Origin of the sequence: Citrobacter sp. MNAZ 1397 (assembly GCF_023613995.1) — a bacterium.
GTDB classification, from domain to species: Bacteria; Pseudomonadota; Gammaproteobacteria; order Enterobacterales; family Enterobacteriaceae; genus Phytobacter; species Phytobacter ursingii.
On the sequence record NZ_JAKIVH010000003.1, the window covers coordinates 228,551 to 254,714 of the forward strand.

Here is a 26,164-nt window from a genome sequence, read left to right on the forward strand (position 1 = left end):
AAGAAAGGGCGCCCGCATGACGAAAGCAAGCAAAGCGATTATTGCTGTCACTGGAACACTGGTTTTATTGATTGTGGTGGCCATCATTATCATCGCCACCTTTGACTGGAACCGCCTCAAACCTACCATTAATCAGAAAGTCTCTACCGAACTTAATCGTCCCTTTGCTATTCGTGGTGATTTGGGCGTGGTGTGGGAGCGACAAAAAGAGGAAACGGGCTGGCGTAGCTGGATACCCTGGCCACACATTCATGCCGACGATATTCTCCTCGGTAACCCGCCTGAGATCCCGGAAGTCACCATGGTGCATCTGCCGCGCGTTGAAGCCACTCTCGCACCGCTGGCGCTGTTAACCAAAACCGTTTACCTGCCGTGGATCAAACTGCAAAAACCGGATGCGCGCCTGATCCGCCTGTCTGAAAAGAACAACAACTGGACCTTTAACCTCGCCAGTGCAGAAAATAACGATCCTAATGCGCAGCCCTCTGGCTGGTCATTCCGCCTGGATAATATTCTCTTCGATCAGGGGCGTATCGCTATCGACGACAAGGTGAGTAAAGCGGATATCGAGATCCTTGTCGATCCGTTAGGTAAACCGCTCCCCTTCAATGAAGTCACGGGCGACAGTAAAGACAAAACCCGCGTGGCAGATTATGTTTTCGGGCTGAAAGCGCAGGGACGTTACAACGGCCAGCCGCTGACCGGGTCGGGGAAAATCGGTGGCATGCTGGCGCTACGAAGCGAGAGCACGCCTTTCCCGGTGCAGGCTGATTTCCGTTCCGGCAACACACGTGTCGCGTTTGTCGGGAAAATTAACGACCCGATGAAAATGGGCGGCGTCGACCTGCAGCTGAAATTCGCTGGCGATACCCTGGGCGATCTCTACGAACTGACAGGCGTGCTGCTGCCGGATACCCCGCCGTTTGAAACGGATGGACATCTGGTGGCGAAGATTGATAGCGAAAAGAGCAGTGTCTATGACTATCGCGATTTTAACGGGCGCATCGGCGATAGCGATATTCATGGTTCGTTAACCTACACCACGGGCAAACCGCGTCCGAAGCTGGAAGGCTCTCTGGAATCCCGTCAGCTTCGCCTGGCCGACCTTGGACCTTTGATCGGCGTGGATTCCGGTAAAGGGGGAGAAAAAGCGAAGCAGGCAGAGCAGAAGAAGGGTGAGAAAAGTATCCAGCCTGCCGGCAAGGTATTGCCCTATGATCGCTTTGAAACCGATAAATGGAACACGATGGATGCCGACGTGCGCTTTAAAGGGAAGCGTATTGAGCATGGCAGCACGTTGCCGATCAGCGACCTCACAACCCATATCATTTTACAGAATGCGGATCTGAAACTGCAGCCTTTGAAATTCGGCTTAGCGGGCGGGACGATTTCATCAAATATTCGCCTCGAAGGGGATAAAAAGCCAATGCAGGGGCGGGCGGAAATTCAGGCGCGGCGGTTAAAACTGAAACAACTGATGCCCAATGTCGAGCTGATGCAGAAAACCCTGGGTGAGCTGAATGGCGATGCGGACATTCGTGGAACAGGAAACTCCGTGGCGGCGTTGCTGGGCACCAGCGACGGTAACCTTAAGCTCTTGATGAATGACGGGCTTATCAGCCGTAACCTTATGGAGATTGCCGGGCTGAACGTGGGTAACTACGTTATTGGCAAGATTTTTGGCGACGATGAGGTGCGGGTAAACTGCGCGGCGGCGAATCTTGATCTGGTTAATGGCGTGGCGCGTCCGCAAATCTTCGCTTTTGATACCGAAAACGCGCTGGTGAATGTGACGGGGACGGCGAGTTTCGCCTCGGAGCAACTGGATCTGACCATCAACCCGGAAAGTAAGGGCGTTCGTATCGTTACGCTGCGTTCGCCATTGTATGTGCGCGGGACATTCAAAAACCCGCAGGCGGGGGTAAAACCCGGACCGCTGATTGCCCGTGGTGCGGTGGCCGCGGCGCTGGCAACGCTGGTGACGCCAGCGGCTGCGCTACTGGCTTTGATTTCTCCATCGGAAGGCGAAGCCAACCAGTGCCGGGCTATTCTGGCGCAGATGAAAAAGTAAGTTCGGTGCGGTGGTCTTCCCTCACCCTGGCCCTCTCCCACAGGGAGAGGGAACCGATCGCGGGAGTGTCAGGTTTGTTCCCTCCATTACCATGCCGTCGCAAAATCACAGAGCGGATAAGGCGCTTACGCCGCATCCGGGACAACTCCCGGCGGCGCAAAGCTTGCCGGGCTACAAAGGTACGGTGCGGGCATCAGATGTCGGGGTGGTAGCCCGGATAAGGCGGTCACGCCGCATCCGGGACAACTCCCGGCGGCGCGAAGCTTGCCGGGCTATAAGGTACGGTGCGGGCATCAGATGTCGGGGTGGTAGCCCGGATAAGGCGGTCACGCCGCATCCGGGACAACTCCCGGCGGCGCAAAGCTTGCCGGGCTACAAGGTACGGTGCGGGCATCAGATGTCGGGGTGGTAGCCCGGATAAGGCGGCCACGCCGCATCCGGGACAACTCCCGGCGGCGCAAAGCTTGCCGGGCTACAAGGTACGGTGCGGGCATCAGATGTCGGGGTGGTAGCCCGGATAAGGCGCTTACGCCGCATCCGGGACAACTCCCGGCGGCGCAAAGCTTGCCGGGCTACAAAGGTACGGTGCGGGCATCAGATATCGGGGTGGTAGCCCGGATAAGGCGGTCACGCCGCATCCGGGACAACTCCCGGCGGCGCAAAGCTTGCCGGGCTATAAGGTATGGCTCGGGCATCAGATGTCGGGGTGGTAGCCCGGATAAGGCGCTTACGCCGCATCCGGGACAACTCCCGGCGGCGCAAAGCTTGCCGGGCTACAAGGTACGGTGCGGGCATCAGATGTCGGGGTGGTAGCCCGGATAAGGCGCTTACGCCGCCTCCGGGACAACTCCCGGCGACGCAAAGCTTGCCGGGCTAAAGGTACGACGCGGGCATCAGATGTCGGGGTGGTAGCCCGGATAAGGCGGTTACGCCGCATCCGGGAGAGAGGTCAGGGTAAGGCCATCAAGCCCTGACCATTACAACGACTGGTGTTTGGTCTCGTGAGTCAGCAACAGCGCGGTCAGCGTCAGGGCTGCCATCGCGGCCAGATAGATCCCCACATACATCAGACCGTAATTCGCCTGCAGCCAGGTGGCGATATACGGCGCAACGGACGCGCCCAGAATCGACGAGACGTTGTATGAGAATGACGCACCGGTGTAACGCACTTCCGTCGGGAACAGTTCTGGCAGCAGCGCGCCCATTGGGCCAAACGTCAGCCCCATCAGGCTCAGGCCGATCAGCAGATAAGCCATCACCAGCGCGGGATTACCGGAACCCAGCAGCGGCGGGAAGACGAACAGGGCGAAAAGGATAATCAGGCTCGTAATCACAATCATGCTGTTACGACGACCGTATTTATCTGCCAGCAGCCCGGCAACCGGTACCATCACGCCAAAACCAATGACTGCCATCATCAGCATCCACAGCACTTCGTTACGCGGCATACCCAGCCCGGTCGGCGAGGTGCTGAACGTCATGGAATAGACGGTCATAATATAGAACAGCGTGTAGGTAGCCAGCATGATGAACGTCCCCAGTACGGTGACGCGCACATGTTTGGTCAGCAGGGTGCCCAGCGGGATTTTTACCTGTTTTTTCGCGGCGGCGATTTTGGCAAACACCGGGGTTTCGTGCAGTGACACACGAACATACAGGCCAATCAATACCAGCACGGCGGAGAAGATAAACGGTACGCGCCAGCCCCAGCTCATAAACTGCTCGTCAGTCAGTAACCAGGAGAGCAGCAGGAAGGTGCCGTTCGCGAAGAAGAAGCCAATCGGCGCGCCTAATTGCGGGAAGGAGCCGTACAGGGCGCGTTTTTTCGCCGGCGCGTTCTCTGTCGCCAGCAACGCCGCGCCGCCCCATTCACCGCCCAGTCCCAGACCCTGGCCAAAACGTGCCAGCGCCAGCAGCAGCGGCGCCATCACGCCAATGCTGTTATAGCTCGGCAGCAGGCCAATTAATACCGTGGAGATCCCCATCGTCAGCAATGACGCCACCAGAGTGACTTTGCGTCCTACGCGATCGCCGAAATGACCAAACACGGCAGAGCCGATAGGACGTGCGACGAAGGCAATCGCAAAGGTGGCGAGCGACTGCAGCGTTGCGGCGGTCGGGTCACCTTGCGGGAAGAAGATATGCGGGAAAACGATAACTGCGGCAGTGGCATAGATATAGAAATCAAAGAATTCGATAGCGGTGCCAATCAGTGAAGCGATTACCACTTTACTGCGTGAGTTTACCGGAGTGATTTCCTGCTCGTTGTCTAAGGTTGTGGCTGTGGCTTGCATAAAATTTTCTTATTTTTGGGCGAACGAACGACCATATTAGCCACAGCAAAAGCGACATTTCAATCTGTAACAAAGTCCGAAAACGTACAAAAACCAGGCAAAAAGCGGATAATTTTCAGACTTGAGGTTTCTCTTCCATGAAATGCTTCACATATTTTCAATAATAGAATTTAAAACTGGTTTTAGGTTAAATAAAAGTTACAACCTGGATATTAATGCTGAAATGATGAATTGGGCTGAAATATTCAGCCCAATTAAGGTTTTAGCGGTGTGATTTGCCCGGCATCCGTGGGTCGTCTTTGTAGTGCGCAGTCGCAATCCATGCGGCGCAAAACAACGTCAATCGGGCAAAAAAGTAGAAGAACGCCATCAGGCCCAGTACAGAACCGAAGGCGGCGCCAGAAGGCGATTTCACCAGCGATGGCAGCGTATAGGTCATCACGATTTTAATCACCTCAAAGCCAATCGCCGCGATAAATGTACCGCGAATCAATGCCTTTTTGCGTGGACGGTGGCGTGGCAGACGCCAGAAAATCCAGAAGAATAACAGATAGTTGGCAAACACAGAGATCGCCAGACCAATCAGTCGCCATGCAGGTTTCAGCCACTCAATATTATCAAGATAGAGTGCGGAGATAATCATCTCCTGCGCCGAGCCGGCAACGGAGGTGATGGAAAGGGTGACGATCAGCGCCACCAGCAGGCCAATCAGCGAAATAAAATCACGGAAATATTTCAGCCAGATTTTTTCCTGGTCTTGCGGGGTACGCTCCCAGACATCCCGGGACTGCGCGCGTATCGCTTCGCGCAGGTTTCCCATCCAGTTAATGCCGGAATAGAGCGCGATCGCCAGCCCGACAATACCTACCGTCGTACGCTGTTGCACGGCGGTATTGATGGTGTTTTTCAGGGTTGTCGCCAGCGTCGGGTCGCTGACGTTGGTCAGGATCTTATTGAAAATGTCCTGCAATAGCGTGGGGTGTGAGGCCAGCACAAACCCGGCCGCGGCAAAAGAGACCATCATGATGGGTATCATCGACAAAAATGAGAAATAGGTGATGGCGGCACCAAACTGGTTTCCCATACGGTCATTGAAGCGCTCAGTGGCGCGAATCAGATGCGCAATCATTGGACGGCGCTGCACTTTTTTCGCCACGTGAGTGACGGTTTCCAGCGTTGATCGCGCCGCGTTGTTATCAGCATTGGGCGTGGTGTCTTTCGTTGATGTTCCCGAGGTGTCCATTTTTCTGATTGGCTCGTAATCCAAATCCTGGGTCGGACGTTTTTCGCTGTTTTCCGGCGTCATCAGGGCAATTTTCCTTCTTTATAGCTCGCAGTGAATAAAATTATAGACTGCGTCTAATCGACGTAATCTTTCATCACCCCGGCCAGCCATTCCATAAACAGGTGCACGCGACGCGACAGATTCCGGCGATGGGGATAAATCAGGGATACCTGCATGGGTTCTGCGCGATATTGCGGCAGGATTTCTACCAGCTTGCCAGCGCGCAGAGCTTCCCGCACGCCGATGCGCGGCACCTGGATAATCCCCAGCCCTGCGAGGCAGGCGGCGTGATAGGTCTCGGTACTGTTTACTGTCAAAATGCCGCCGGTTTTCACCCATGTGGTCTGTTTATCAAGGCAAACTTCAAAGCCTTGTGGGCGCGCGCCGAGGTTGAGGGCGTAATGCACGACCGCATGCGAAGAGAGATCGTCCAGACTCTCCGGGTAGCCGAAGCGCGCCAGGTAGTCGGGGCTGGCGCAGTTGATAATGGAAAGCTTACCCAGCGGGCGGGCAATCAGGCCGGAATCTTTCAGCGTGCCGACGCGCACCACGCAGTCAAATCCTTCGCGAATAATATCCACCAGCCGATCGCTGCTGCTCAGCTCCAGCTCAATCCCCGGATATTGCTGCAAAAAGGCCGGTAGCCGAGGAATCACCAGGTTTTTCGCCACGGCCACGGGCATATCAACGCGCAACCGCCCGCTGATGCTTGACGGATCGTGCAGAAAAAGCCCGTCGAGCTCATCCATATTGGCGAGCAAATCTTTGGCCCGCTCGTAATAGACCATGCCGTCCTGGGTGAGCTGCACCCGTCGCGTTGTGCGATGTAACAGCTGTGTACCAAGATGATTTTCCAGCGTCTGAATCTGCCGCGAAACACTGCCTTTGGGTAGACCTAAGGAGTCTGCCGCGCGGGAAAAACTCTCCAGTTCTGCCACGCGGATGAACAATTGCATTGCATAAATTTTATCCATTGAATGCTTCCATTGTTGTTGTAAGTGAAACAGTGAAGCGTAATTCAGTGCCTTTATTGTTTTACCACCAGCTAATAAGCTTTTTCCACAGTGAACAGCAGACAAAATGAGGTTTCTTATGACACAACGTATCGCATTAGTGACCGGCGGCAGCCGTGGATTGGGAAAAAACGCAGCGCTGAAGCTGGCAGAACGTGGAACCGCCGTTATCCTGACCTACAACAACAACCAGCAAGCCGCTGATGAAGTTGTGGCGGAAATTGCGGCAAAAGGCGTGAAAGCGGTGGCTTTGCAATTAAACGTCGGCGATGTGGCGAGTTTTGAGGCTTTTGCCCTGAACGTACAACATCAGCTAAAAGACGTCTGGAACCGGGATACGTTTGATTATTTATTAAACAATGCCGGTGTCGGCATCGCGGTTCCCTTTGCTGAGGCCAGCGAAGCGCAATTTGATGAATTAATGAACATTCATTTTAAAGGGCCTTTCTTCCTGACGCAGCGCCTGTTGCCTCTGCTGGCGGACGGTGGCCGCATCCTCAATGTTTCCAGCGGGCTGGCGCGTTTTGCGCTGCCAGGATACGCGACGTATGGCGCAATGAAAGGGGCGATGGAAGTGCTGACCCGCTATCAGGCCAAAGAGTTGGGCGCTCGTGGGATTTCCGTCAATATCATTGCCCCCGGGGCGATTGAGACCGATTTCCGCGGTGGCGAAGTCCGCGATAACCCGCAAATTAATAAACATATTGCCGGGCAAACGGCGCTGGGGCGCGTCGGTAAGCCGGATGATATTGGCGGCGCGATGGCGGCATTACTGAGTGATGACCTGGCATGGATGAATGCTCAGCGCGTGGAAGTCTCCGGCGGGATGTTCCTGTAAAAGGCCGAGAGTGAAGTGTGGATTATCTCTCGGTATCAGACGTATGCGTTATCCTTTGCCCGGCGGCGTTATGCCCCGGGCGGAGAGACGATTATTGCTTCTGAAAGTGGCTGACTTTAATACGGGCCGGTTTCTGCTTGGCATCTAACGACCCGCTAATGCCCACCAGTTCGTCCGGAGAGACATTTTTGCCATCGAAAATGGCCATCGGGATATAGACGTCAATTTGCCCGGTTTTGTCGCGGAACTGATAGAGATCTTCCCCTGTTTTCTTCACAAGGTACCCTTTGAGCGAAACGGAAGCTCCGTCATGCATGGTTTTCGCCTGTTGAATGGTCATGCTACGGGCATCCTCCATTCCACGGTAGCCCTCTTCCATTTTATGCGGCGGTGGCGGCGCTTTATCCGTCTTTAAACCCGTCGCATCCTGCGCGAATGCCGCCATGGAGAATAATGCTGTCAAACTTGTTATCAGCAGAATCTTCTTCATATGCACTCCTCTTTATTGCCAAAACACTGCCTAAGCCTGGCACAGAGAGAGGAAGATGACAGGTGAATTATCTGCTTTCGCGGTATTCATGGCGCAGCAGACCAAACAGCCAGTCGTTATGCCAGTGACCCGCCAGCCAGAAAGCCTCGCGCAGTTCGCCTTCCTGCACAAAACCGACCTTTTCCAGTAAACGCCTTGAAGCATCATTTCCTGCCGTCACGGTCGCCACAAGGCGGCGGATGCCACCCTCAGCAAAGGCATAGCGGCAGACCGCCTGTAGCGACTCCAGTCCGTAACCTTTACCCTGAGCCTGGACGGCAAACAGGAACCCGACTTCGGCGCAGTCTGCTTCATGATGACGATAGCCCGTGACACCAAGCGGGGTCTGCGTGGCGATATCACGAACGACCAGACAGAGCCAGTGTTCACTGCCGGGAGACCAGACGGGCAGGCGGGTGTCAAACGCTTCGCGGATGGCTTCTGGCGGGCGGTCTTCGGCAACATACCGCATGACCTGCCTGTCCTGCTGTAAGGCGAGGAAAAAAGGCCAGTCTTGTGGTGTTATCGGAGTGCAAATGAGCCGGGGAGTGAGCAGCGTCGGCATAAAAATAGCTCCATTGTTTTTTTCGTGTTAAAACCACTATCACTGATAATAATCATTAACTGGTCTATGTTTTAACTATCCATAAATAAAGAAAAATTAACGTTTCTTTTTACCAGTTAATTATTTCGCCGGTTGTACTTAAAGGAAAAGAATGACCCATATATCCTCGCAGAGCCTGGGGGAACAATTCGAGCAATGCACAGGAATTATTCGTCAGGCATCGATAGAAATATTAATGCTGCTAAATGTGCATTTTGACGAAGGGAAGGATCCTCGCTGGTTTCTTGAACAACTCGATATCGCGCGTCTGAGCCTTGGCGGATGGGGCGCTGTTGCGAAACGGTTAAGGCTTAATGATTCAGAACTAACCCAATTCACCCTGCAGCTACGCCATTTGCAACAACTGGTGCCTTATTATGAAAAGGGGCAGAACGTTACAGAGAACCAGCTCATTGTCGCGCTGCGTTTCGTGCGCATGCTGGAACATCTACGGGCGAAGCAACCGTTGCTGACCTATGCGACCACCCTGAATGCGGACAAAGAAGGGCAGTTGCAGGGGTTGAAGCAGTTACGCGCGCTGGAGTTGATGCTCAAATCGCTGGTGACAAATGCCTGGCCGGATGCGCTGCGGCTTAGCAACCACCTGAAAACGCGATTTGGCGCCGATTGCGTTCGTCGCTGGTTGAAAATCGGCGATCGCAACGATGTACTCAGTGGCATGTTATTTAGCGAGCTGGCGCTGTTATTAATCGATAAGAAAGAATTTAGTCAGCATTATGCCCGGCTTTTTAATGATTCACCGGTATTGAGTCTGTTTCTTGAGCCGCGCAAAACGCTGCAAACTTTTCTGGACGATATTCGGCAAATCCGCAGCGCCGTTGTCGCGGGACAACCGCTAACCTCGAACCAGTTAATGCTCCTGGATAACTATTTTCCGCAGATTGCCGGACCCGTGCAGCGAGCATGGGATGACGGGCGCATACAGATTAATCCAGCAAGCTTGCTGGAAGAGGCTGAGGATGATTTAGATACATTCTGGGAACAGGCGCGCAAAAAAGATCGTGCAGCGGGAGGTGATGCTATGCAAATTCGCGATGGAATTGAAAGGCCGGACAAACGCGCCGCGCGTAGCCGCGAGGAGCGTGAACAGATACTTACCAAAGCGCTGTGGGGCGCAGTCGGCGTTGCGGTGCTGGTTATCGTGGCAGGAGCATTCTGGTTATTCAGCGACGCATCATCCGTATCGGCGCCGCTCGCGGATCAAGGGCGCATTACGGTTCCTATCTCTCAGGATAAAGAGAAAGCGACGCCAAAAGAAGAGCTGACCAAAATGGGAATCAGCCGTGATGAGGGCAACTTCCGTTCTGCTATCGACCGCAACGATACCCGCGTCGTTTCGCTGTTTCTGCGTACGGGCATGAGCTGGAAATTGTCGTGGACAGAGCAGGCCATGGCGAATGATTACACGGATGTGCTGGAGATGTTGCTGCGCTATCGGTTACAGATGGACGAAAACCGCCCTTGTCGTCGGTTTATCGAGAACATGGCGCATGAGATGTCTTCCGGCACGAAGCTGACATCGTTGCGGAAGAACTACTTACAGGCATTCTGTACGTCGGAACCCGTAGTGAGACGTCAGCGTTATGAAATGGAACAGGCGCAGTTGCGTTATGAGGCTGCGCCTGACGATAACAGTAAAAAATGGGCGGATATCCAGTCGGCCATTTATGATGCTATCGACTGAGTCAGCAGGGGGAGCTACGGCTCCCCGTATAACCCGATCAGGCGACGAACCACACCGTTTGTCCAGCCAAAGCCATCCTGGAGCGGATATTCCCCCCCGCCCCCTTCGCGCGGCGTGCTGCTGGCGATATGGTATTTCTCAATAAGTTTGTGGTGGCGCTGGTAGAAATGGTTAACGGTGCGCAACCAGTTATGGGCAATTTCATCACCCAGCGCGTCGTTGCCATACAATTTAAAGCCCTGAATCGCCATCCACTGTAAAGGCGCCCAGCCGTTGGGCTTATCCCACTGCTCGCCGGTTTCATACTCTGTCGCCAGAATACCGCCAGGCGTCATCAGGCGCGTACGTGTGGCCTCTGCCAGCTTGTCTGCCTGCTCATGAGTGGCCATGCCGACATACAACGGTACCAGGCTAGCCGCGGAAAAGAGCGCCATTTCGCCACGGCGCCAGTCGTAATCGCGATAGCAGCCCTTTTCCTCATCCCACAAGTAGCGATTGACCGCCGCGCGTCTGTCGCTGGCTTTCAGACGGAATTGTGCCTCACGCTCACGCTCGCCTTTTAAACCGGCAATATTGGCGATGGCGCTTTCCAGTTTGAACAGGAAGGCGTTCAGGTCTATTGGGATAAACTGGGTGGTGCGAATACTTGCCAGGCGATTGGCATCTCGCAGCCAGCGCGATGAGTAGTCCCAGCCGGACGCCGCGCCCGCACGGAGATCCCGATAGACCTCGTTAGCCGGGCGGGAAGAGTGCTTCGCTGTTTCCACATCCTCCAGCCAGGATTCGTCACGCGGCGTGTCCCTGTCGTCCCAGTAACGGTTGAGCAGGGAGCCGTCAGGCATACGTACCGCGTGGCGATAGGCCTGGTTCGGCAACAGCGATTCCGCCCCATCCATCCAGAAGTCATACTCCATGAGCAGATGGTCCAGATAACGTCGCGCGCCGCGCACGCCATCCTCTTCGAACAGTTCGACCATCAGGGCAAAGACCGGCGGCTGTGAACGGCTGAGATAATAGGTACGGTTGCCGTTCGGGATATGGCCGTAGCGTTCGATCATCCAGGCGAAATTATCCGCCATGCATTTCAGCATGTCATGGCGACCGCTCTCCGCCAGCCCCAGCATGGTGAAATAGGAGTCCCAATAGTAGGTTTCGCTAAATCGCCCACCGGGGACGATATAGGCTTGCGGCAGGGCAAGCAGCGATGACCATGGGATATGATCCTGCGGTTCACGCGTCAGCACCGGCCAGAGCTGGTCGATGTGCTCTTTGAGGGAGTTTTCCGGGTCGGAAACGTATTCACTGCCATAGGTTTCCGGCATCCAGAAGTGCGCCTGAACAAACAGTCGCAGGTCAAAATCGGGCTTGCGCTTAATTTTGCGATAGCGAATTAAAATATCGAGCGGATCCATTTTCGGCGCACAGTCCGGGAATGTTTTGCTGTCGGCAAAAATACGTGATGACTGAACGTGTTCAAACAGTTCAAGATAACGATCGGCAGGGGTCAGGGCATCCGAAGCTGGCAGCCCCTCGATCATTTCCGGTTCCGGCTCTGCGTCGATCATTTCAGCCAGTTTTAACTCGCAGGGATCGATTTCGTAGCGGGGTTCTTCTGCGATCCCAAACTCTACGGATTCAGCGCTGTGAAGTTTCTGGTTGAACATAATAATAATGGCCTCCGGAGGTCGTCGTAAGAGATTACGGGTGTTTCCCGGCATATCTATTAAGCTTAGACATTCGCCTCGATCTTTGGGGTGCAAAGTGTGCGCTAGATCACATTTAGATATTGGTGAAAAAAGAGCGAAATCTATTAATTTTTATTTTTTCAATCACTTAATTGCTATGTGTCAGCAAGCGCAACGACAGAATTCAGAACATTCAAAATGCAACAGGTTATGAATGTTCAGGGTAATCCCTTTAGCCTGGTGACTTTCCTGCATTCACGCCAGTCAATAACCGCAAAAAATTCAGCGTTCGTGGGTTATTCTCACTTTTGCGGGTGACGATCGCCATGCATAACTCTGCGTCATCTTCGGCAAGAGGGATAAACTTCACTCCCTTTGGCTTGAGCTGATCGATGGGCCTGGGTAAGACGGAAACCCCCACGCCTGCGCCGACAAGCCCGATATGCGTCAACACTTCCGCCGCCTCCTGTACGACATAGGGGGTGAAGCCCGATTTTTGGCACATACGCCTGACTTTATCCGGCACCGACGCACCGGCAGTGTCGGGATAAAAGATAAAAGGCTCCTCTTTCACATCGCTAATGGTCAGGGTTTTACAGGCGGCTTTGGGATGATCGTCCGGCAGCACGACGCAGAGCTGGTCGCGCCTGAGTACGCGGATATTCAGGCCATCGCGGGTGGTGCCCGGTGTGACGCGAATGTATCCCACATCGATATCCTCATTCAGCAGAGCAGTGAATTGTTGCTGTGAGTACATCTCGCTGAGCGTGACCCGAACCGCAGGGAACTGACGGCGGAAAGCTTTGAGCGGTTCGCTAAGTTCATCAACCAGCAGCCCGGTGGTGGTAAACCCAATGCGTAACTCGCCGCTTTTTCCCTGCGCGATAGCCTGTAGTTCTGCGGGCAGGTCGCTACTAAGTCGTAACATCTCCCTGGCTTTAATCACGAAATGCTCGCCCGCTTCTGTCAAAGCGACTTTGCGGCGGGTGCGATTGAACAACAGAACGCCAAGCTCTTGTTCAAGTGCCTGAATCTGTTGTGATAATGGCGGCTGGCCGATGTTGAGCTTTTCTGCCGCGCGGGTGAAGTGTAGTTCCTCGGCCACGGCCAGGAAATAGCGAAGGTGACGGAATTCCATTTATATTTCCAGCTATATAAATATATAGAGATTTATATATTGGACAGGTATAAATCGCAAATTTACTATAGCCGCCGGATTATAAATAAAACGCAATTCCCCTCTTTTTTCAGGCGGTCCCGCGCGCGGGGCACTCCTGTACGCTGAAACCAGGAAAAGCAGATGAGCAGTGAGTTATTGGTATTACTACCCGTGGCGTTTATTGCCGGAATCATTAATGCGGCGGTAGGCGGGGGTGGGCTGATTACGATGCCGACGTTTTATTCTACGCTACCGCACTTCACGCCTGCCGAAATAATGGGAATCGATAAGTGCTCCTCGGTGATGGGGCACCTGATGTCTATTAAACAATTCACCGCGCGCCTGCGATTGCCATGGACATTGATTTTGCCGACCGCCATAAGTGCGGTTATCGGCGCATACACGGGTATACGGTTGCTTGATTTTATGCCATCGGACTGGATGCGCCCGATAGTGATTGTGGTGCTGGCGATCATGCTGGCGTACACGTGGTTTAAACCACAGTTCGGTCATAGCGATACCAGCCGGGAACCCACCCGAGGTGATTTGGCGAAGGGGATATTGTTAGGTTTTGCGATTGGCTTTTATGACGGATTTATCGGCCCGGGGACCGGCAGTTTTCTGCTCTTTTTATTTATCCGCTTTTTCCATTTTGATTTTTTACGCGCAACGGCCTGTGCGAAGGTGGTAAATTTCGGCACCAATTTCTCCACGTTATTCTTTTTAATTCCTCATGGCCTGATTCATTACGATATAGCGATACCGTTAGGGATTTCCGCTATTTGTGGTTCGCTGGTGGGCGTGCGTGTTGCCCTGCAGGGCGGAAATGTGTGGATCCGCCGTCTGTTCCTGATTCTGGCCGCAACGCTCCTGATAAAACTGTTATGGGAAACCCTGCGTTAACGGTGCATCAGGTTATCGAATGATCTGCCGACGCCTTCGCGTGTTATTGTCAGCATTTTCCCGATATTTGCGTGAGATGACAATGAAATTCACGACGATTACTCTCGACGACTGCCTTGATATTCGCCACCCGGTATTATGGCCGCAACTTCCCCGTGAGGCGTCAAGGGTGGAGGGCGACGATGATGCACAACATTTTGGCGTGCTGCATAACGGCAAGCCGGTGAGCTGCCTGTCGGTGTTCATGCTGGATGCGTCGGTGTGTCAGATTCGCAAGTTCGCGACCCTGAAAACGTATCAGCGGCAGGGTTTCGGGCGCTTTTTGTTTCAGTCGGTGCTGGAAAAGATGGCGGAGGCCGGGGTACATGAAGTGTGCCTGGATGCGCGTATCGGCGCCGTCAATTTCTACACGAAATTTGGATTCCGTCCCGAAGGAGAGCACTTCTTCAAAAAAGGGGTGGAGTACGTGCGAATGGCGCGGCGGTAAATTTCCTGGCGGTGCGGTGTTTTCCCCTCACCCTAACCCTCTCCCCAACGGGGCGAGGGAACCGATCGCGCGTGCTGCGGGCTGGCTTTTCACCCTCTCCCTTTTAGGGAGAGGGCAGGGGCGAGGGTTTGCGGAATTAACGCGGAATCTGCTGCGTAATGCAGTGAATATTACCGCCGCCGAGCAGGATCTCACGCGCCGGAACACCGGTAATCAGAAAGTCCGGGTACATCTGGCGAAACAGCACTTCAGCCTGCGCATCGGTGGCCGGGTCCAGCAGCGGGTAAATAATATGGTCATTGCTGACCAGATAATTCACGTATGAGCCCGCCAGACGATTGCCTTCGGTACGCGCAATCGCTGTCCCTTTCTCGACGTCACAGGTCTCTTCCGCGCTGGCATACAGCGGTTGCGGTGACGGCACTTTCCAGATTTTCAGCTTACGGCCACGCGCATCCGTGGTGTTTTCCAGGATGTTCATCGCGGCAACGGAACGGGCGTACTGCGGATCGTTCTCGTCGTCAGTCCAGTGCAATGCCACTTCGCCCGGGCGGACAAAACAACACATATTATCGATGTGACCATCGGTTTCGTCGTTAAACACCCCTTCCGGTAACCAGATAAAGGTCTCAACGCCCAGATACTCACGCAACTGCTGCTCAATTTCCGCCTGTGAAAGGTGTGGGTTGCGGTTCGGGTTAAGCAGACACTCCGCGGTGGTCATCAGCGTGCCTTCGCCATCCACGTGAATGGAGCCGCCTTCCAGAATCAGGTCAGTGTGGTAGCACGGCATCTGGTGATACTGCGCCACCTGGCCTGCCACGAGCTGGTCTTTATCCCAGCTCTCATACAGACCGCCCAGCAACCCACCCCAGGCGTTAAACGTCCAGCTCACGGCGCGAATCTCTCCCGCCGGGTTACGTACCACGGTTGGGCCGGTATCGCGCATCCAGGCATCGTCGCTCTCCATCTCCACCAGGGTGACGCTGGCAGGCATGGTTTTACGTGCCTTTTCCATTTCAGCATGCGGTACCGCCATGATGACAGGCGTCTTGCGAGAAATGGCCTCAGCCACGTCGGCGAACGCCTGTTGGGCGGGCGCACCGTTGGCGCGCCAGTTGTCAGTACGATATGGCCAGCACATCCAGACAGCCTGATGCGGCGCCCATTCTGCCGGCATGGCGAAACCGTCCTTATGCGGCGTTGTCAGCGTAGACATTATTTGCTCCTTACGCTGCCGTCAGAGGTCGCGAGGGTGCCGTACATGTTCGGGCGACGGTCGCGGAACAGGCCCCACGATGCGCGCTGTGCGGCGATCGCATCCAGATCGAACGTGTGTACCAGCACCGCTTCGTCGGTTTTGTTGGCTTGCGCGACCAGCTCACCGGTCTGATCGGCGATAAACGACGAACCGTAGAAGGTCATTTCCAGCCCTTCGATATATTTGCTCGCTTCGGTACCGATACGGTTAGAGGCGATAACCGGCACCAGGTTTGCCGCAGCGTGGCCCTGCTGAACACGCGTCCAGTGCGGCTGGCTGTCGATGTCCGGGTAAGCCGGTTCAGAACCAATTGCCGTCGGGTAGAAAATGATTTCCGCGCCGTCCAGCGCCAGGCAGCGTGCCGTTTCCGGGAACCACTGATCCCAGCAGATGCCTACGCCGATTTTGGCGTAGCGGGTGTTCCACACTTTGAAGCCGGTGTCGCCTGGAATGAAGAACTGTTTTTCCTGATAAGCCGGGCCGTTCGGAATATGCGTTTTACGGTAGGTTTCCATGACGGTGCCATCGGCATCAATCATCACCAGCGAGTTGTAGTACGCGTTATTGTGTTTTTCGAACAGGCTCAGCGGCAGGACCACTTCCAGCTCTTTCGCCAGCGCAGAGAAATGTTTGATCAGCGGGCTGGTGACCACTTCCTGCGCCAGCGCATAGTGTTCCGGGCTCTGATCGATACAGAAATACGGCGCAGCGAACAGCTCCTGAATCAGGATAACTTGTGCGCCTTTGCTGTGCGCTTCGCGTACCAGGCGTTCAGCATTGGCAACGTTTTTTTCAAGTTCCCAGGTGCAGGCCATTTGGGTCGCGGCAACCGTTACATTTCTCATGAGCGTCTCCAAAAAGAGAGGTTGAAGGGGCAGTGAATAAACACAATGACGCGTTTATTTTACGTTGCGATGACTATAGCAATGTCTGGCGTTATGCATAAAATGTATTGTTTGCATGAAACAATGAACAGGATGCATAGTGATGATGGATCTGAATTTGTTGCGCCTGGTTCCCATCCTGGCGAAAGAAAAAAACGTCACCCGGGCGGCGCGCAAAGCCAACATTACCCAGTCGGCGTTCAGCCACGCGCTCAATCGCCTGCGTGAACAACTCAATGATGAGATGTTTGTCCGCACCCGCAATGGCATGGAGCCGACCCCTTATGCGGCGTCGATGATCCCGGTGATTGAAAATGCCCTGAGCAAACTGGAGGCGGCCACGCGGGGGAAAGGCAATTTCGACCCGGCTAAAGATCCGCATACCTTCTACATTGGCGCGGTGGATTACTTCGAATTTATGTATATGCCCGCGTTGACGGCAAAATTTAAAGCCAGTGCGCCCAACGTCCGTCTTTCCGTCGATATTCTGTCTGAAACCATCAAGTTTGAACGGGTGGAGCGCGGCCAGCTTGATGCCTTTATTGGCGTGGATAACCTGCAATATATTCCGCAATATTTTAATAAACACCCGCTGATTTCCGATCATTATGTGGCGATTGCCTCGCTGGCGCGTAGCGATCTGCCTGAACAACTGACTCTCAAACACCTGGTCACGGAAGCGCAAATCCATCTCCCTGCGGTAAGTTCCGGCGCGGACCATATTGATAGTTGGCTACTGGCGCAACATCTCTACCGCCCACTCACGACGGTGGTGCAGAGTTACGCGGTGGGCGGTCGTGTGGCAGTGGCATCGGGGTATTTGATGTGCGTGCCGTATCGCATTGCGAAAGAGCTTGCCGCGATGATGCCATTACGCATTATGGATTTGCCGGAAGGTTCGCCTTCTTATGATTTAATCCTGCTAACGCACCGTTTATTTGATTATCAGTCGGCACTGCAATGGCTGATTAATGAGTTGAAGACGGTGGAGATTCATTAAACGCCCGGGTTTATCCGGGTTTTACCTATCCAGCAAACGCGGCGACGGGCACGTTAAACCGCTTTGCCAGTGCCCGCATATGATCCAGTGTCAGGCTGCGCTGGCCGTTCATGATCTTGCTGACGAGCGAACGGCTGCCGATTTCCTGCTGAAAGCTGCTCTGATTAAGCCCATGTTGCGCCATCAAAACGCGAAGCAGTGCCAGCCCCGTTTCTGTGCTGGCAACACGGGCATTAAATACGGCGAATTCAGGTGCGGTGTTTTCATACTTCTCGATACGCACGCTGAGAAGGTCAATCAAAGGGTTTGTCGGTTCGTGTTCAAGCAGATACTCCACCATTTCGAGAGCATCTTCATAATCTTGTCGGTGGGGGCTGTCGCCCAGAATCGGAAGCAAACTGACCAGATGGTTTGTGGCGTTAATAATATCCTGTGTTCTCATTCTGATTGCTCCCGATATTTTTTAATAAGTTTGTCATACGCAGAATGCGCCACGATATGCTTTATAAAGAGGCGTCCTGCGTCGAAATCCGCGTAAAACACAATTCGTAATTTGTTGCCGCCAACGTCAATGACCCACCATCGTTCGCGATATTTCATGCGATCCAGGGTCGCATAGACCTTTTTCATCTCCTCTGGCGTAGTGAATCGCAGGCGCTTAAGTGTTTTATAGACATCAGTAAGTGCCTGAGCGTCATTTGGAAAACGCTTTGCAGCTTCATCAAACGGTGCTCTTGAGATGATGTGCACGTTGATTTCTCTCTCCCTGAGAAGGTGAACAATAAATTCAATGTTGACATATTGTCAACGCTGGTGGAGCTCGTTTCTGGTTTGAAATTTTACTATTTGCCTGAATGGGAGGAGGGGGTAACTTAACTGTTTGATATAAATGTGGTTATGGGAGGAAGTCCGCAAAAAGTGTCGGGGTTGATTGATGTGCTGACGTGATATACCCGGATGGCGCTGCGCATATCTGTAGCCCCGGCAAGCTTTGCGCCGCCGGGGAGCCGAATCAGGCACTCTGCGCCAGCTCACCCTGTAGGGGGATTTCGCGACGAAGCGCCTGATGCACAAAACGGCGCAGTATTTCAGTGGCTTCGGGTGAGGGCAATACGCCAGCCAGCAATGCCTGTGGGTCAAAACCTTCTTCGGTCAACACTTCTTCACGCTGATTAATCATCGCAGAGGCAATTTCCGGCGTAAATTCCGGGTGGAACTGGGTCGACATGGCGTTCGGTCCGTAACGCACTATCTGATGCTGGTCGTGTGAAGACGACGCCAGCGCCAGTGCCCCTTCCGGCAGGCGAGAGACGGTCTGCATATGGGTCAGATGCGCGGGAAATTCACGCGGCAGGGTGCTCAGCAGTACGTCGTTACTGGCATGCGGATGAAGTTGAATCGCCTGGCTGCCAACCTCACGTCCCTGCGGGTGCCACTCCACTTCACCACCTAATGCATGCGCCATCAACTGATGGCCGTAACAGACGCCAAACAGCGACATGCCAATCGACATGGCTTGACGAATCCACTCCGCGGCGGCTTCGCTCCACGGCAGACGGTCGGTGACCATCGCCCAGGACCCGGTAATCACCGCAACACGGCTGGCATCCGGCGGTGGAAGCGCTTCGCCTTCAAACACTCTGACCACTTCTGTTTTCTCAAGAGGATGCTGGATAGCACGACAGAACCAGGATGGAATATCGCCGTGGATTTCACGAATAGACTCTGAGGGAAAACCTACTTGCAGGATAATTAACGGACGGTCTGCCATTACAACCACTCTCTTCCTCTGCTGAACATTTGTTCAACTATGCGCCGAAAAATGCATGTTGAGAAGAGGTTAGCGGTGAGAGGATTGTAAAGGCGAAGCGGTGAGTGATGGGGCTTTCAGGCCAGTTATGGCGCTATTTGGTTGTTTTTTTGATGAAATTTGAGTCAGCGTCAGGCTTATGCTTTTTTTGGAAATTTTTAGCACTTTTACCTGGCGACCTGGATGAAGACTTCTGCCACTCTCAGCCTGCCAGACAATAGGAAGAAACGAGCCAGTTCGAGATAATGCCCTTAACGAAAATATAGAGAGCATGCTCTATCTGGCCTGGCGAGATGATAACGACAACCCGGCGTTTAAGGTCATACTGGAGTTAATAAGGGGGGCCATTAATAAATAGATTCTAATTACTTTCACGAAATTATAAAAAAGTATTCTGCGGAGCTATATTCGACATCGATTTAAAACTTTTTCAACCTCATTACTGTATAAATAGCCAAGTATAAGTCTTAATTTTTTTATTGTTATACGCTGGTGGTGGGGTTTTCAGATTTATCCCTGATTTATAATCTGATTCGATTCTTTTTGTTACTTGGGTCAGGGTGTTCATCTTGACGACACATTTTGTAAGCCTGATTATCGAAATAATTTTTTTTTTGAGATATTGTCATGGCTAACGACATTGGTTCAGCGGCAAGCGCTTTTGGCAATATGCATGGTTTGTTATATTCATAAGGAATATGAATAATGCGGATAAAAAGCGTTGAATTTGTTTTTTTATTTATTGTTGCAATTTTATATCCAGAGTGGGCAACTGCGGGAGCATGTTACGATGAAATTAAATATGTCACAGCAGCTGATTTTATTAGTAGTAAAACCCTCAGTGCACCGGGCCGGGAAAGGTTCACATTAGGTGATATCAAAGGGTATTGTAGTATTGATATCGGCAGTTACTATCATGACAAAGTCTACTATGATGGTATGTACTCCAGCGTCAGTGGTTGTAACATAAGCGTGACCTCGCAATCGCCTTACTGCGTAGCGTGTAGCGTATATTCTTCGGTTCCCTCCTACAGCACATCAGCGAGGCCGTATGCAAATGGGGTATTTCTTGATTGCCCTGCCGGGCATATTCAAAGCCTCCCCGCAAACACCACACTCGCGCAAGGTCGAATGACCTTTCAGGGAATTGATTATTCTCGCACTTATGCTTATTTAAAATTCCGCCTTCAGGGAGAGGTAAAAGCTGCTGGGACATGTGATGTTACAGGAGTAGATAACAGCACGGTGCGTTTGCCGTCTATCTCGCGTGCCGACTTGGCCGGCGGCACGGGCCGTTACACCCAACTCTCCAAAGATTTTACGTTTACGTTGAAATGCAAAAACCAACCAAAGATTAATCTAAAATTTGACAGTTTAAATAAAATGACAGGCGTCACTGATGATGTACTGGCTAATACCACAACGGGTAATGATGATGTTGGGTTTCAAATTTATTATAAAAACACGCCGTTAAATTTCGGTGATAATAAAGCTTTAATGACAAGTACTCAGGATAATGAACAGCTGAAATTCACCGCTTATTATTATCGAAAAAGTACGGGGGTCAATGCGGGTACTATTACCAGCAATGCTGAGTTTATATTCAACTATGAGTAAAAAATCGCCAGCCTGTGCCCCGGGCTGGCATGTTTTACCTGGGCGGTTGCCTGCTCACTGTCCCTGGCGTTTACTTCTGCCCCCCCAGGCTATTGTTAATTAAGTGCCCGCACTCTTTAATTTGCGTTAAGTCTATTTTCAATGAGCACTGTTTGATTTCCTTTTTCAGCATTGACTGCGTCTCATTCAGCTAAGAGCAAGCTATACATAAATAAAAAGTCTCCTTCGCTCGCTTATCCTTCTTTTTCATGAGGATGTTCTCATCTCCTCTTTCAACATCTTGATAATATGTGACTGTGCGAGCCGGTTACGTCAGCGCGAAACAGCCATTCACGATTAAGCTTGAATGTGAACACAGCCCCAGGGTCAATGTGACTTTTACGGGCAGTACAATGGCAGGCACGAATGATGAAATTTTGCTGAGTCAATATTCAGGTAATCCAAATATAGGTATTCAGCTGAAATATATTGATAATTACAGTACTAACAAAATAATCGTCAAAAACGGCACCGCATTTAGAGTGTTACAAAATGCCGGCACGCACGAGACGCTTAATTTTAATTCTTCTTATTATTACAAAGGCGGTGGCTCACCGGTGAGCGGGGGGCCGGTCAAAGCCAACGCGGAATTTATTTTTACGTATCCATAAATCGATTTGCAGATAAAAGTGGCTACCACGAGAAAGCTGTAGCCATTTATTGAAACTACGCACTCTGCGCCAAATCATCCGATTGTGGAACGGTACGACTAAACGCCTGATGCACAAAACGACGCAGTATTTCAGTGGCTTTGGGGGATGGCAGCACGCTGGCCAACAGTGCGCGTGGATCAAAACCTTCTTCCGTTAACACCTCTTCGCGCTGGCGAATCATATCGGCGGCGATAGCAGGGGTAAATTCCGGGTGGAACTGGGTCGACATGGCGTTCGGTCCGTAACGCACTATCTGATGCTGGTCGTGTGAAGACGACGCCAGCGCCAGTGCCCCTTCCGGCAGGCGAGAAACGGTCTGCATATGGGTCAGATGCGCGGGAAATTCACGCGGCAGGGGGCTCAGCAGCACGTCGTGTTCAATAAGTTGCCCGTGATTATCTGTACGTCTTTAAAACAGAGGGAATAACACGCCTACAGAATTTAAACAAAGGAATGAATAAGTGGAATAAATCAATTGTTTCATTCGGGATATTTCCCTGATGAATAATTTCTGATAAATAACTTTTTCTGATTTTATTCGTTTCTCTACCCCTGTCGCGTATTAAATCTTGACGCGTGTTGCAAAACAATGGATTATTTTAAAAAATTTTATTTTATGGATTTGTCATGGTTGTCGGCATGAAAGAAATGGCATAACAAGCGACAATAAGGAATAACCAAAATATTCATGGAGAATATATGAAATGCTCAAGCGAATTGGATTTATAAAATTAATAAAATGTTGTTGGATTATCTTATTTCTACCGTATACCGCTTCTGCTTTTCATTGGACTACATCAGCAAGTAGTGGTTATCTTAATTCCAGCTCAGTGCCAACGTCACTTGGGAATATTACTTCCGGTGCAAGTTCAAGTGCCAGCATAACAGCATACGGATGGCCCGATTCAGTCAGTCAGGATAGGGTCAGGATTACTTCGGTTGCTGTGGGATCCGGTATGACTCAACGAGGTTTTTCCGTTCAGGTAAGAGTGGGTTCAGGTTCCTGGATGGGCAGCACATGGGCTGGGGGAAGCTGTGTCTGGCTTGATTCCAGTTGTTCGCTGCCTGGGGGAAACAGGACATCAAGCATTCAACCTATTTCTGTGAGGTTAGTACGGAACAGCACCGCTGCATACGACCCCATTCCTCCCTATACACTTATTGCAATTGTTTACATTGCGCAAAGTTCTGTGTCGGGCGGTGGCGCGGGCGCGAATCTGTATTTTTATACGTCGGGTGGAACCATAACGCCCGTCAACCCAACCTGTAATGTTAAAGATTTCGATAAAACGGTGATGTTGCCACCTGTTAACCGTGATGATATTTCTTCTCACGGGGTAGGTCGTTATAGCGGGGCGACAAAAGAATTTGATATTACTCTTGAATGCTCGGACAAACCGAAAATCAGCGTTAAATTTGATGGTGATAAGATGACAGGTATTGCCTCAGATGAGGTTTTAGCCAACAAGGCCACGGGCAATGATAACGTGGGTATTCAGATTTTGCATAAGGACAACCCGATAAAATTCGGTACGGCTTTTGAAATTTTGACCAGTACCCAGAAGAATGAGTCCCTCAAATTTAATGCTTATTATTACTATAAAGGCGGTACCGTTTCCCCTGGTCCGGTGAAAGCACAAGCAGAGTTTTTGTTTACGTATAAGTAACTTATTCTATTTTAGAATGATAACCCTCTCTGCTTTTTTTCGCCCCTGAGTCGCTAATACGCCGCAGGGGCGCCTCTCTTTACACCTTTCCCTGGCACCGAACTCCCGTTGGCGGCGGGCATTTTTGTTGTGCTTATACATTGCTCGCAACCAAATGGCTTGCTCGAAACAGGGTTATCAGACTATTTATTCCTCTTTGGTTTTTAATTTGCGTTAAGTTAATTGAAATGATAGAGCTCCTCTTTCTTTATAAATTTTGACGTCACCAAAATAAACATATGTGCAAGTAAAGTACGACCATTAAGATAAAAGTCTTGTTAATCCACTCTCTGTTTGTTCCTTTTTCATGAGAATGTTCGCATATTGCTTAACAAGACGTTGATAAGATTGGGATGCCCTACCAGAAGGGGAGCCTTTAAAGGCAATTTATCTTTACTCAATGCAGGGACTTTAATTCCAGGCTCTGGTTATTTTCAAAATAGAATTTTACCAGATGGAATGCTCTTTCGGATGAAACCGACGCACAATTTAGATTAAAGAAATCCTGATAATGGTCGTTATACCCATGAGACTTCAAGTTGCATTTGTGTTGGCTTCGTTTGTATCCCCAGTGAGGTAGCCTGGTAAAAAACTGGATAATCATGCGCTTGCGGCATTCCCGTAACTCGAATTATTAAGAGTATACAACCCCTAATTCAACCTGATCGAGAAACTGCCATTATGACATGGAAAACCACCCAGGGCCGCGTAGCTCTTTTGCTTGTAAGTTTTTTTATTATCTTACTGATAGTTACGTACATTGTTATCAAGCAATTTGTTTCTCCGCAGATTATTGAAACCGAAACCAAAAATATTCAGGCGACGGTTGAATTACAAAGTAATGCGATAAAAGAGCAGATGAACCGCGTTAAGGCTCAGCAACGCTCGATTACCGAACTGGTTGTTGGGCTACAAAGTGAGCAAATCGACGCGTTATTGCCGCAACTCGTTAACCAATATGGCGATTTAAACGTATTTGGCGGTGGGATTTGGCCATTACCGGGCCAGCGTGACCCGGCGCGTGACAAATTCAGTACTTTTTACGCTCGTGATGCCGGGGGCAACCTTCAGGTCAATACCGTATGGAACCAGCCGGAATCGGCAAAATACTGGGAACAGCCCTGGTATAAAGACGGCATGAATGCGCCGAAAGGCGAATGTGCCTGGGCGAAAGCCTATCAGGATGCCGCCAGCCCGCAGCCGCGTACCAACTGTGCGATGGCAATTTGGAAAGATGGCAAAGCCTGGGGCGTGGCGACCATCGACGTGACGCTGGGCTTCTTTAATCAGCTGGCTGTCGATATGGGCAAGGCGGTAAACGGCAGCGTACTGATTGTGGAAGCCGACGGCAAAATCGTCGGTAATGGCTCTTCCGTACAGGATAAACCTGCGCTGTCAAATGTGCGCGATTTGGGCATTTCGGCTGCGGCGCCGTTAATCAGCCTGCTCGGTCAGGGCAAGAAAACGGAAGTACGCGGTAGTTACGACGGCGAAGACGGGGCGCATTCTCTGTTTGTTCTCCCCATCAGCGGTAGCCCGTGGTTCATGGCGGTGGATATTCCGAGCAGCCAGCTGGTCAGCATGTCCGATGCCATTATGACCAAGTTGACCATTGTGCAGGCGATCATTGGTATTCTGATCGTGTTCATCATGATGATCATTGTGCGCAACATTTTCCACAATGTGACGTTGCTCAACCGTAATATTGAAGCCCTTTCCAGCGGCGGTGCGGATCTCACTCAGCGTCTTGCGCAAAGTAAGAGTCCGGAATTCAACGCCATCATCAATAACTTCAATAAGTTTATTTCGTTCCTTAATGAGCTGATGCAGCAGGTGGGGAGCAGTTCGATGGCCATTTCTTCGGCCTCGCGTCAGATTGCCAGCGGCAACCTTAACCTTTCTTCGCGCACCGAAGAGCAGTCATCCTCGATTGTTGAAACGGCGGCATCGATGGAAGAGCTGACCAGCACCGTACGTCTGAACGCAGAAAACGCACTGCAGGCCAACAAGCTGGCGGGAGAAGCGTCAACGGCAGCGAAAGAAGGGGCGAATGTCGTTAATAAAGTGGTCTCCACGATGAATAACATCAATGCCTCTTCCTCCAAAGTGGTGGAAATCATCAGTGTTATTGATGGCATTGCCTTCCAGACCAACATCCTGGCACTTAACGCGGCGGTGGAAGCGGCAAGGGCGGGTGAGCACGGGCGCGGTTTTGCCGTCGTGGCCGGTGAAGTGCGTTCCCTGGCACAACGCAGCGCCCGTTCGGCGCAGGAGATCAAGAAACTGATCGAAGAGTCGGTGAGCAGCATTGAGCAGGGTAGCGGGCTGGTTCGTCAGGCGGGGACCACGATGGACGGCCTGATGGAGAAAGTGGAAAGCGTGGGTGTGCTGATCTCAGAAATCAGCTCTTCCAGTGATGAACAAAGTCGCGGGATTGCCCAGATTAATATCGCCATCAACCAGCTTGATAGCGCTACGCAGCAGAATGCGGCGCTGGTCGAGCAGGTGGCGGCGGCTGCGCAGTCCATGGAAGAACAAACCGTTCAGCTCGAAAACGTCGTCGGTAGCTTCAAGCTCTGACACGCAAACATGCCGGCTCTGCGGAGCCGGCATTCTTATGT

General features: G+C 51.9%; 23 protein-coding genes and 1 pseudogene. 10 read left to right on the forward strand and 14 right to left on the reverse strand.

The genetic code is table 11. The features are described 5' to 3' along the window. Positions 1 to 16: 16 nt before the first annotated feature. Positions 17 to 2,071, forward strand: coding sequence for an AsmA family protein (locus tag L2097_RS18260; RefSeq protein WP_085005031.1), 2,055 nt, complete (start codon positions 17 to 19; stop codon positions 2,069 to 2,071). 393 nt (positions 2,072 to 2,464) lie between these two features. Here L2097_RS18260 and L2097_RS18265 read toward each other — a convergent pair whose 3' ends face one another. From L2097_RS18265 to L2097_RS18280, 4 genes are all read right to left on the reverse strand, one after another. Continuing rightward, positions 2,465 to 2,608 (reverse strand): hypothetical protein, encoded by a 144-nt coding sequence (locus L2097_RS18265; RefSeq protein ID WP_250353441.1) that lies wholly within the window; start codon positions 2,606 to 2,608, stop codon positions 2,465 to 2,467. A 440-nt stretch (positions 2,609 to 3,048) separates the two neighbouring features. Then, positions 3,049 to 4,365 (reverse strand): MFS transporter, encoded by a 1,317-nt coding sequence (locus tag L2097_RS18270; protein ID WP_047372705.1) that lies wholly within the window; start codon positions 4,363 to 4,365, stop codon positions 3,049 to 3,051. Between the two features lie 262 nt (positions 4,366 to 4,627). After that, positions 4,628 to 5,671, reverse strand: coding sequence for an inner membrane protein YhjD (gene yhjD, locus L2097_RS18275; protein ID WP_250353442.1), 1,044 nt, complete (start codon positions 5,669 to 5,671; stop codon positions 4,628 to 4,630). A 53-nt stretch (positions 5,672 to 5,724) separates the two neighbouring features. Then, positions 5,725 to 6,624: a LysR family transcriptional regulator gene (locus L2097_RS18280; RefSeq protein ID WP_250353443.1), complete on the reverse strand. Its 900-nt coding sequence runs from the start codon at positions 6,622 to 6,624 to the stop codon at positions 5,725 to 5,727. Between the two features lie 118 nt (positions 6,625 to 6,742). On the opposite strand from L2097_RS18280, the gene L2097_RS18285 reads away from it, so the two are divergent. Beyond that, positions 6,743 to 7,501, forward strand: coding sequence for an SDR family NAD(P)-dependent oxidoreductase (locus L2097_RS18285; RefSeq protein WP_047372708.1), 759 nt, complete (start codon positions 6,743 to 6,745; stop codon positions 7,499 to 7,501). A gap of 91 nt (positions 7,502 to 7,592) precedes the next feature. On the opposite strand, the gene L2097_RS18290 is transcribed toward L2097_RS18285, so the two are convergent. Continuing rightward, on the reverse strand, positions 7,593 to 7,991 hold the full coding sequence (locus L2097_RS18290) for a YdeI family stress tolerance OB fold protein (RefSeq protein WP_047372709.1): 399 nt from the start codon (positions 7,989 to 7,991) through the stop codon (positions 7,593 to 7,595). 67 nt (positions 7,992 to 8,058) lie between these two features. Next, positions 8,059 to 8,595 carry a GNAT family N-acetyltransferase gene (locus tag L2097_RS18295; RefSeq protein ID WP_085007200.1) on the reverse strand — a complete coding sequence of 179 codons (537 nt, stop codon included), beginning with the start codon at positions 8,593 to 8,595 and terminating at the stop codon, positions 8,059 to 8,061. Between the two features lie 151 nt (positions 8,596 to 8,746). Between L2097_RS18295 and L2097_RS18300 the strand changes: the two genes are divergently transcribed. Next, positions 8,747 to 10,339, forward strand: a complete 1,593-nt coding sequence (locus L2097_RS18300) for an STY4199 family HEPN domain-containing protein (protein ID WP_047372711.1) — start codon at positions 8,747 to 8,749, stop codon at positions 10,337 to 10,339. A 14-nt stretch (positions 10,340 to 10,353) separates the two neighbouring features. On the opposite strand, the gene L2097_RS18305 is transcribed toward L2097_RS18300, so the two are convergent. Both L2097_RS18305 and L2097_RS18310 read right to left on the reverse strand, forming a co-directional pair. Continuing rightward, complete coding sequence (locus tag L2097_RS18305; protein ID WP_047372712.1) at positions 10,354 to 12,003, reverse strand: alpha,alpha-trehalase; 1,650 nt, start codon at positions 12,001 to 12,003, stop codon at positions 10,354 to 10,356. 253 nt (positions 12,004 to 12,256) lie between these two features. Further along, the gene (locus L2097_RS18310) at positions 12,257 to 13,162 is read right to left on the reverse strand and encodes a LysR substrate-binding domain-containing protein (protein ID WP_250353444.1); all 906 of its coding nucleotides are present in this window, start codon (positions 13,160 to 13,162) and stop codon (positions 12,257 to 12,259) included. Between the two features lie 162 nt (positions 13,163 to 13,324). Here L2097_RS18310 and L2097_RS18315 point away from each other — a divergent pair, with 162 nt between their 5' ends. Together L2097_RS18315 and L2097_RS18320 are read left to right on the forward strand one after the other, a co-directional pair. Further along, positions 13,325 to 14,086, forward strand: coding sequence for a sulfite exporter TauE/SafE family protein (locus tag L2097_RS18315; protein ID WP_250353445.1), 762 nt, complete (start codon positions 13,325 to 13,327; stop codon positions 14,084 to 14,086). 82 nt (positions 14,087 to 14,168) lie between these two features. Next, positions 14,169 to 14,573 carry a GNAT family N-acetyltransferase gene (locus L2097_RS18320; protein WP_250353446.1) on the forward strand — a complete coding sequence of 135 codons (405 nt, stop codon included), beginning with the start codon at positions 14,169 to 14,171 and terminating at the stop codon, positions 14,571 to 14,573. A 136-nt stretch (positions 14,574 to 14,709) separates the two neighbouring features. Here the strand turns inward: L2097_RS18320 and aguA are convergent, their stop codons facing one another. Then, positions 14,710 to 15,792, reverse strand: coding sequence for an agmatine deiminase (gene aguA / locus L2097_RS18325; RefSeq protein ID WP_250353447.1), 1,083 nt, complete (start codon positions 15,790 to 15,792; stop codon positions 14,710 to 14,712). Continuing rightward, positions 15,792 to 16,679, reverse strand: a complete 888-nt coding sequence (gene aguB / locus L2097_RS18330) for an N-carbamoylputrescine amidase (protein WP_250353448.1) — start codon at positions 16,677 to 16,679, stop codon at positions 15,792 to 15,794. Before aguB ends, aguA begins: the two co-directional genes overlap by 1 nt. Before the next feature lie 142 nt (positions 16,680 to 16,821). Between aguB and L2097_RS18335 the strand changes: the two genes are divergently transcribed. Beyond that, positions 16,822 to 17,718, forward strand: coding sequence for a LysR family transcriptional regulator (locus L2097_RS18335; RefSeq protein ID WP_250353449.1), 897 nt, complete (start codon positions 16,822 to 16,824; stop codon positions 17,716 to 17,718). 25 nt (positions 17,719 to 17,743) lie between these two features. Here the strand turns inward: L2097_RS18335 and L2097_RS18340 are convergent, their stop codons facing one another. The 3 genes from L2097_RS18340 to L2097_RS18350 form a co-directional block, all read right to left on the reverse strand. Then, entirely contained in the window at positions 17,744 to 18,160 is a 417-nt protein-coding gene (locus L2097_RS18340) for a helix-turn-helix domain-containing protein (RefSeq protein WP_047372718.1), read from the reverse strand. Then, positions 18,157 to 18,468: a type II toxin-antitoxin system HigB family toxin gene (locus L2097_RS18345; RefSeq protein WP_085007195.1), complete on the reverse strand. Its 312-nt coding sequence runs from the start codon at positions 18,466 to 18,468 to the stop codon at positions 18,157 to 18,159. Before L2097_RS18345 ends, L2097_RS18340 begins: the two co-directional genes overlap by 4 nt. A 262-nt stretch (positions 18,469 to 18,730) precedes the next feature. Further along, positions 18,731 to 19,489 (reverse strand): glutamine amidotransferase, encoded by a 759-nt coding sequence (locus L2097_RS18350; protein WP_085007194.1) that lies wholly within the window; start codon positions 19,487 to 19,489, stop codon positions 18,731 to 18,733. Positions 19,490 to 20,233: 744 nt separating this feature from the next. Here L2097_RS18350 and L2097_RS18355 point away from each other — a divergent pair. Continuing rightward, positions 20,234 to 21,145 carry a fimbrial protein gene (locus L2097_RS18355; RefSeq protein ID WP_082137101.1) on the forward strand — a complete coding sequence of 304 codons (912 nt, stop codon included), beginning with the start codon at positions 20,234 to 20,236 and terminating at the stop codon, positions 21,143 to 21,145. Positions 21,146 to 21,441: 296 nt separating this feature from the next. Then, entirely contained in the window at positions 21,442 to 21,795 is a 354-nt protein-coding gene (locus L2097_RS18360) for a fimbrial protein (RefSeq protein ID WP_277922275.1), read from the forward strand. A 55-nt stretch (positions 21,796 to 21,850) separates the two neighbouring features. Here L2097_RS18360 and L2097_RS18365 read toward each other — a convergent pair. After that, a pseudogene (locus tag L2097_RS18365) lies at positions 21,851 to 22,210 on the reverse strand (glutamine amidotransferase-related protein); the annotation flags it as partial. A 583-nt stretch (positions 22,211 to 22,793) separates the two neighbouring features. Between L2097_RS18365 and L2097_RS18370 the strand changes: the two are divergent. Both L2097_RS18370 and L2097_RS18375 read left to right on the forward strand, forming a co-directional pair. Beyond that, on the forward strand, positions 22,794 to 23,504 hold the full coding sequence (locus L2097_RS18370) for a fimbrial protein (RefSeq protein WP_167337909.1): 711 nt from the start codon (positions 22,794 to 22,796) through the stop codon (positions 23,502 to 23,504). 720 nt (positions 23,505 to 24,224) lie between these two features. After that, positions 24,225 to 26,123 carry a methyl-accepting chemotaxis protein gene (locus L2097_RS18375; protein WP_250353450.1) on the forward strand — a complete coding sequence of 633 codons (1,899 nt, stop codon included), beginning with the start codon at positions 24,225 to 24,227 and terminating at the stop codon, positions 26,121 to 26,123. The last annotated feature ends 41 nt before the right edge of the window (positions 26,124 to 26,164 follow it).

Coding starts and splice junctions, on each gene's coding strand:
- aguA (WP_250353447.1), bottom strand. CDS start 15,792: ATGTCTACGCTGACAACGCCGCATAAGGACGGTTTCGCCATGCCGGCA.
- L2097_RS18305 (WP_047372712.1), bottom strand. CDS start 12,003: ATGTTCAACCAGAAACTTCACAGCGCTGAATCCGTAGAGTTTGGGATC.
- L2097_RS18370 (WP_167337909.1), top strand. CDS start 22,794: ATGACTCAACGAGGTTTTTCCGTTCAGGTAAGAGTGGGTTCAGGTTCC.
- aguB (WP_250353448.1), bottom strand. CDS start 16,679: ATGAGAAATGTAACGGTTGCCGCGACCCAAATGGCCTGCACCTGGGAA.
- L2097_RS18310 (WP_250353444.1), bottom strand. CDS start 13,162: ATGGAATTCCGTCACCTTCGCTATTTCCTGGCCGTGGCCGAGGAACTA.
- L2097_RS18350 (WP_085007194.1), bottom strand. CDS start 19,489: ATGGCAGACCGTCCGTTAATTATCCTGCAAGTAGGTTTTCCCTCAGAG.
- L2097_RS18375 (WP_250353450.1), top strand. CDS start 24,225: ATGACATGGAAAACCACCCAGGGCCGCGTAGCTCTTTTGCTTGTAAGT.
- L2097_RS18285 (WP_047372708.1), top strand. CDS start 6,743: ATGACACAACGTATCGCATTAGTGACCGGCGGCAGCCGTGGATTGGGA.
- L2097_RS18320 (WP_250353446.1), top strand. CDS start 14,169: ATGAAATTCACGACGATTACTCTCGACGACTGCCTTGATATTCGCCAC.
- L2097_RS18315 (WP_250353445.1), top strand. CDS start 13,325: ATGAGCAGTGAGTTATTGGTATTACTACCCGTGGCGTTTATTGCCGGA.
- L2097_RS18300 (WP_047372711.1), top strand. CDS start 8,747: ATGACCCATATATCCTCGCAGAGCCTGGGGGAACAATTCGAGCAATGC.
- L2097_RS18335 (WP_250353449.1), top strand. CDS start 16,822: ATGATGGATCTGAATTTGTTGCGCCTGGTTCCCATCCTGGCGAAAGAA.
- L2097_RS18340 (WP_047372718.1), bottom strand. CDS start 18,160: ATGAGAACACAGGATATTATTAACGCCACAAACCATCTGGTCAGTTTG.
- L2097_RS18290 (WP_047372709.1), bottom strand. CDS start 7,991: ATGAAGAAGATTCTGCTGATAACAAGTTTGACAGCATTATTCTCCATG.
- L2097_RS18270 (WP_047372705.1), bottom strand. CDS start 4,365: ATGCAAGCCACAGCCACAACCTTAGACAACGAGCAGGAAATCACTCCG.
- L2097_RS18295 (WP_085007200.1), bottom strand. CDS start 8,595: ATGCCGACGCTGCTCACTCCCCGGCTCATTTGCACTCCGATAACACCA.
- L2097_RS18355 (WP_082137101.1), top strand. CDS start 20,234: ATGCGGATAAAAAGCGTTGAATTTGTTTTTTTATTTATTGTTGCAATT.
- L2097_RS18260 (WP_085005031.1), top strand. CDS start 17: ATGACGAAAGCAAGCAAAGCGATTATTGCTGTCACTGGAACACTGGTT.
- L2097_RS18280 (WP_250353443.1), bottom strand. CDS start 6,624: ATGGATAAAATTTATGCAATGCAATTGTTCATCCGCGTGGCAGAACTG.
- L2097_RS18265 (WP_250353441.1), bottom strand. CDS start 2,608: ATGCGGCGTAAGCGCCTTATCCGGGCTACCACCCCGACATCTGATGCC.
- yhjD (WP_250353442.1), bottom strand. CDS start 5,671: ATGACGCCGGAAAACAGCGAAAAACGTCCGACCCAGGATTTGGATTAC.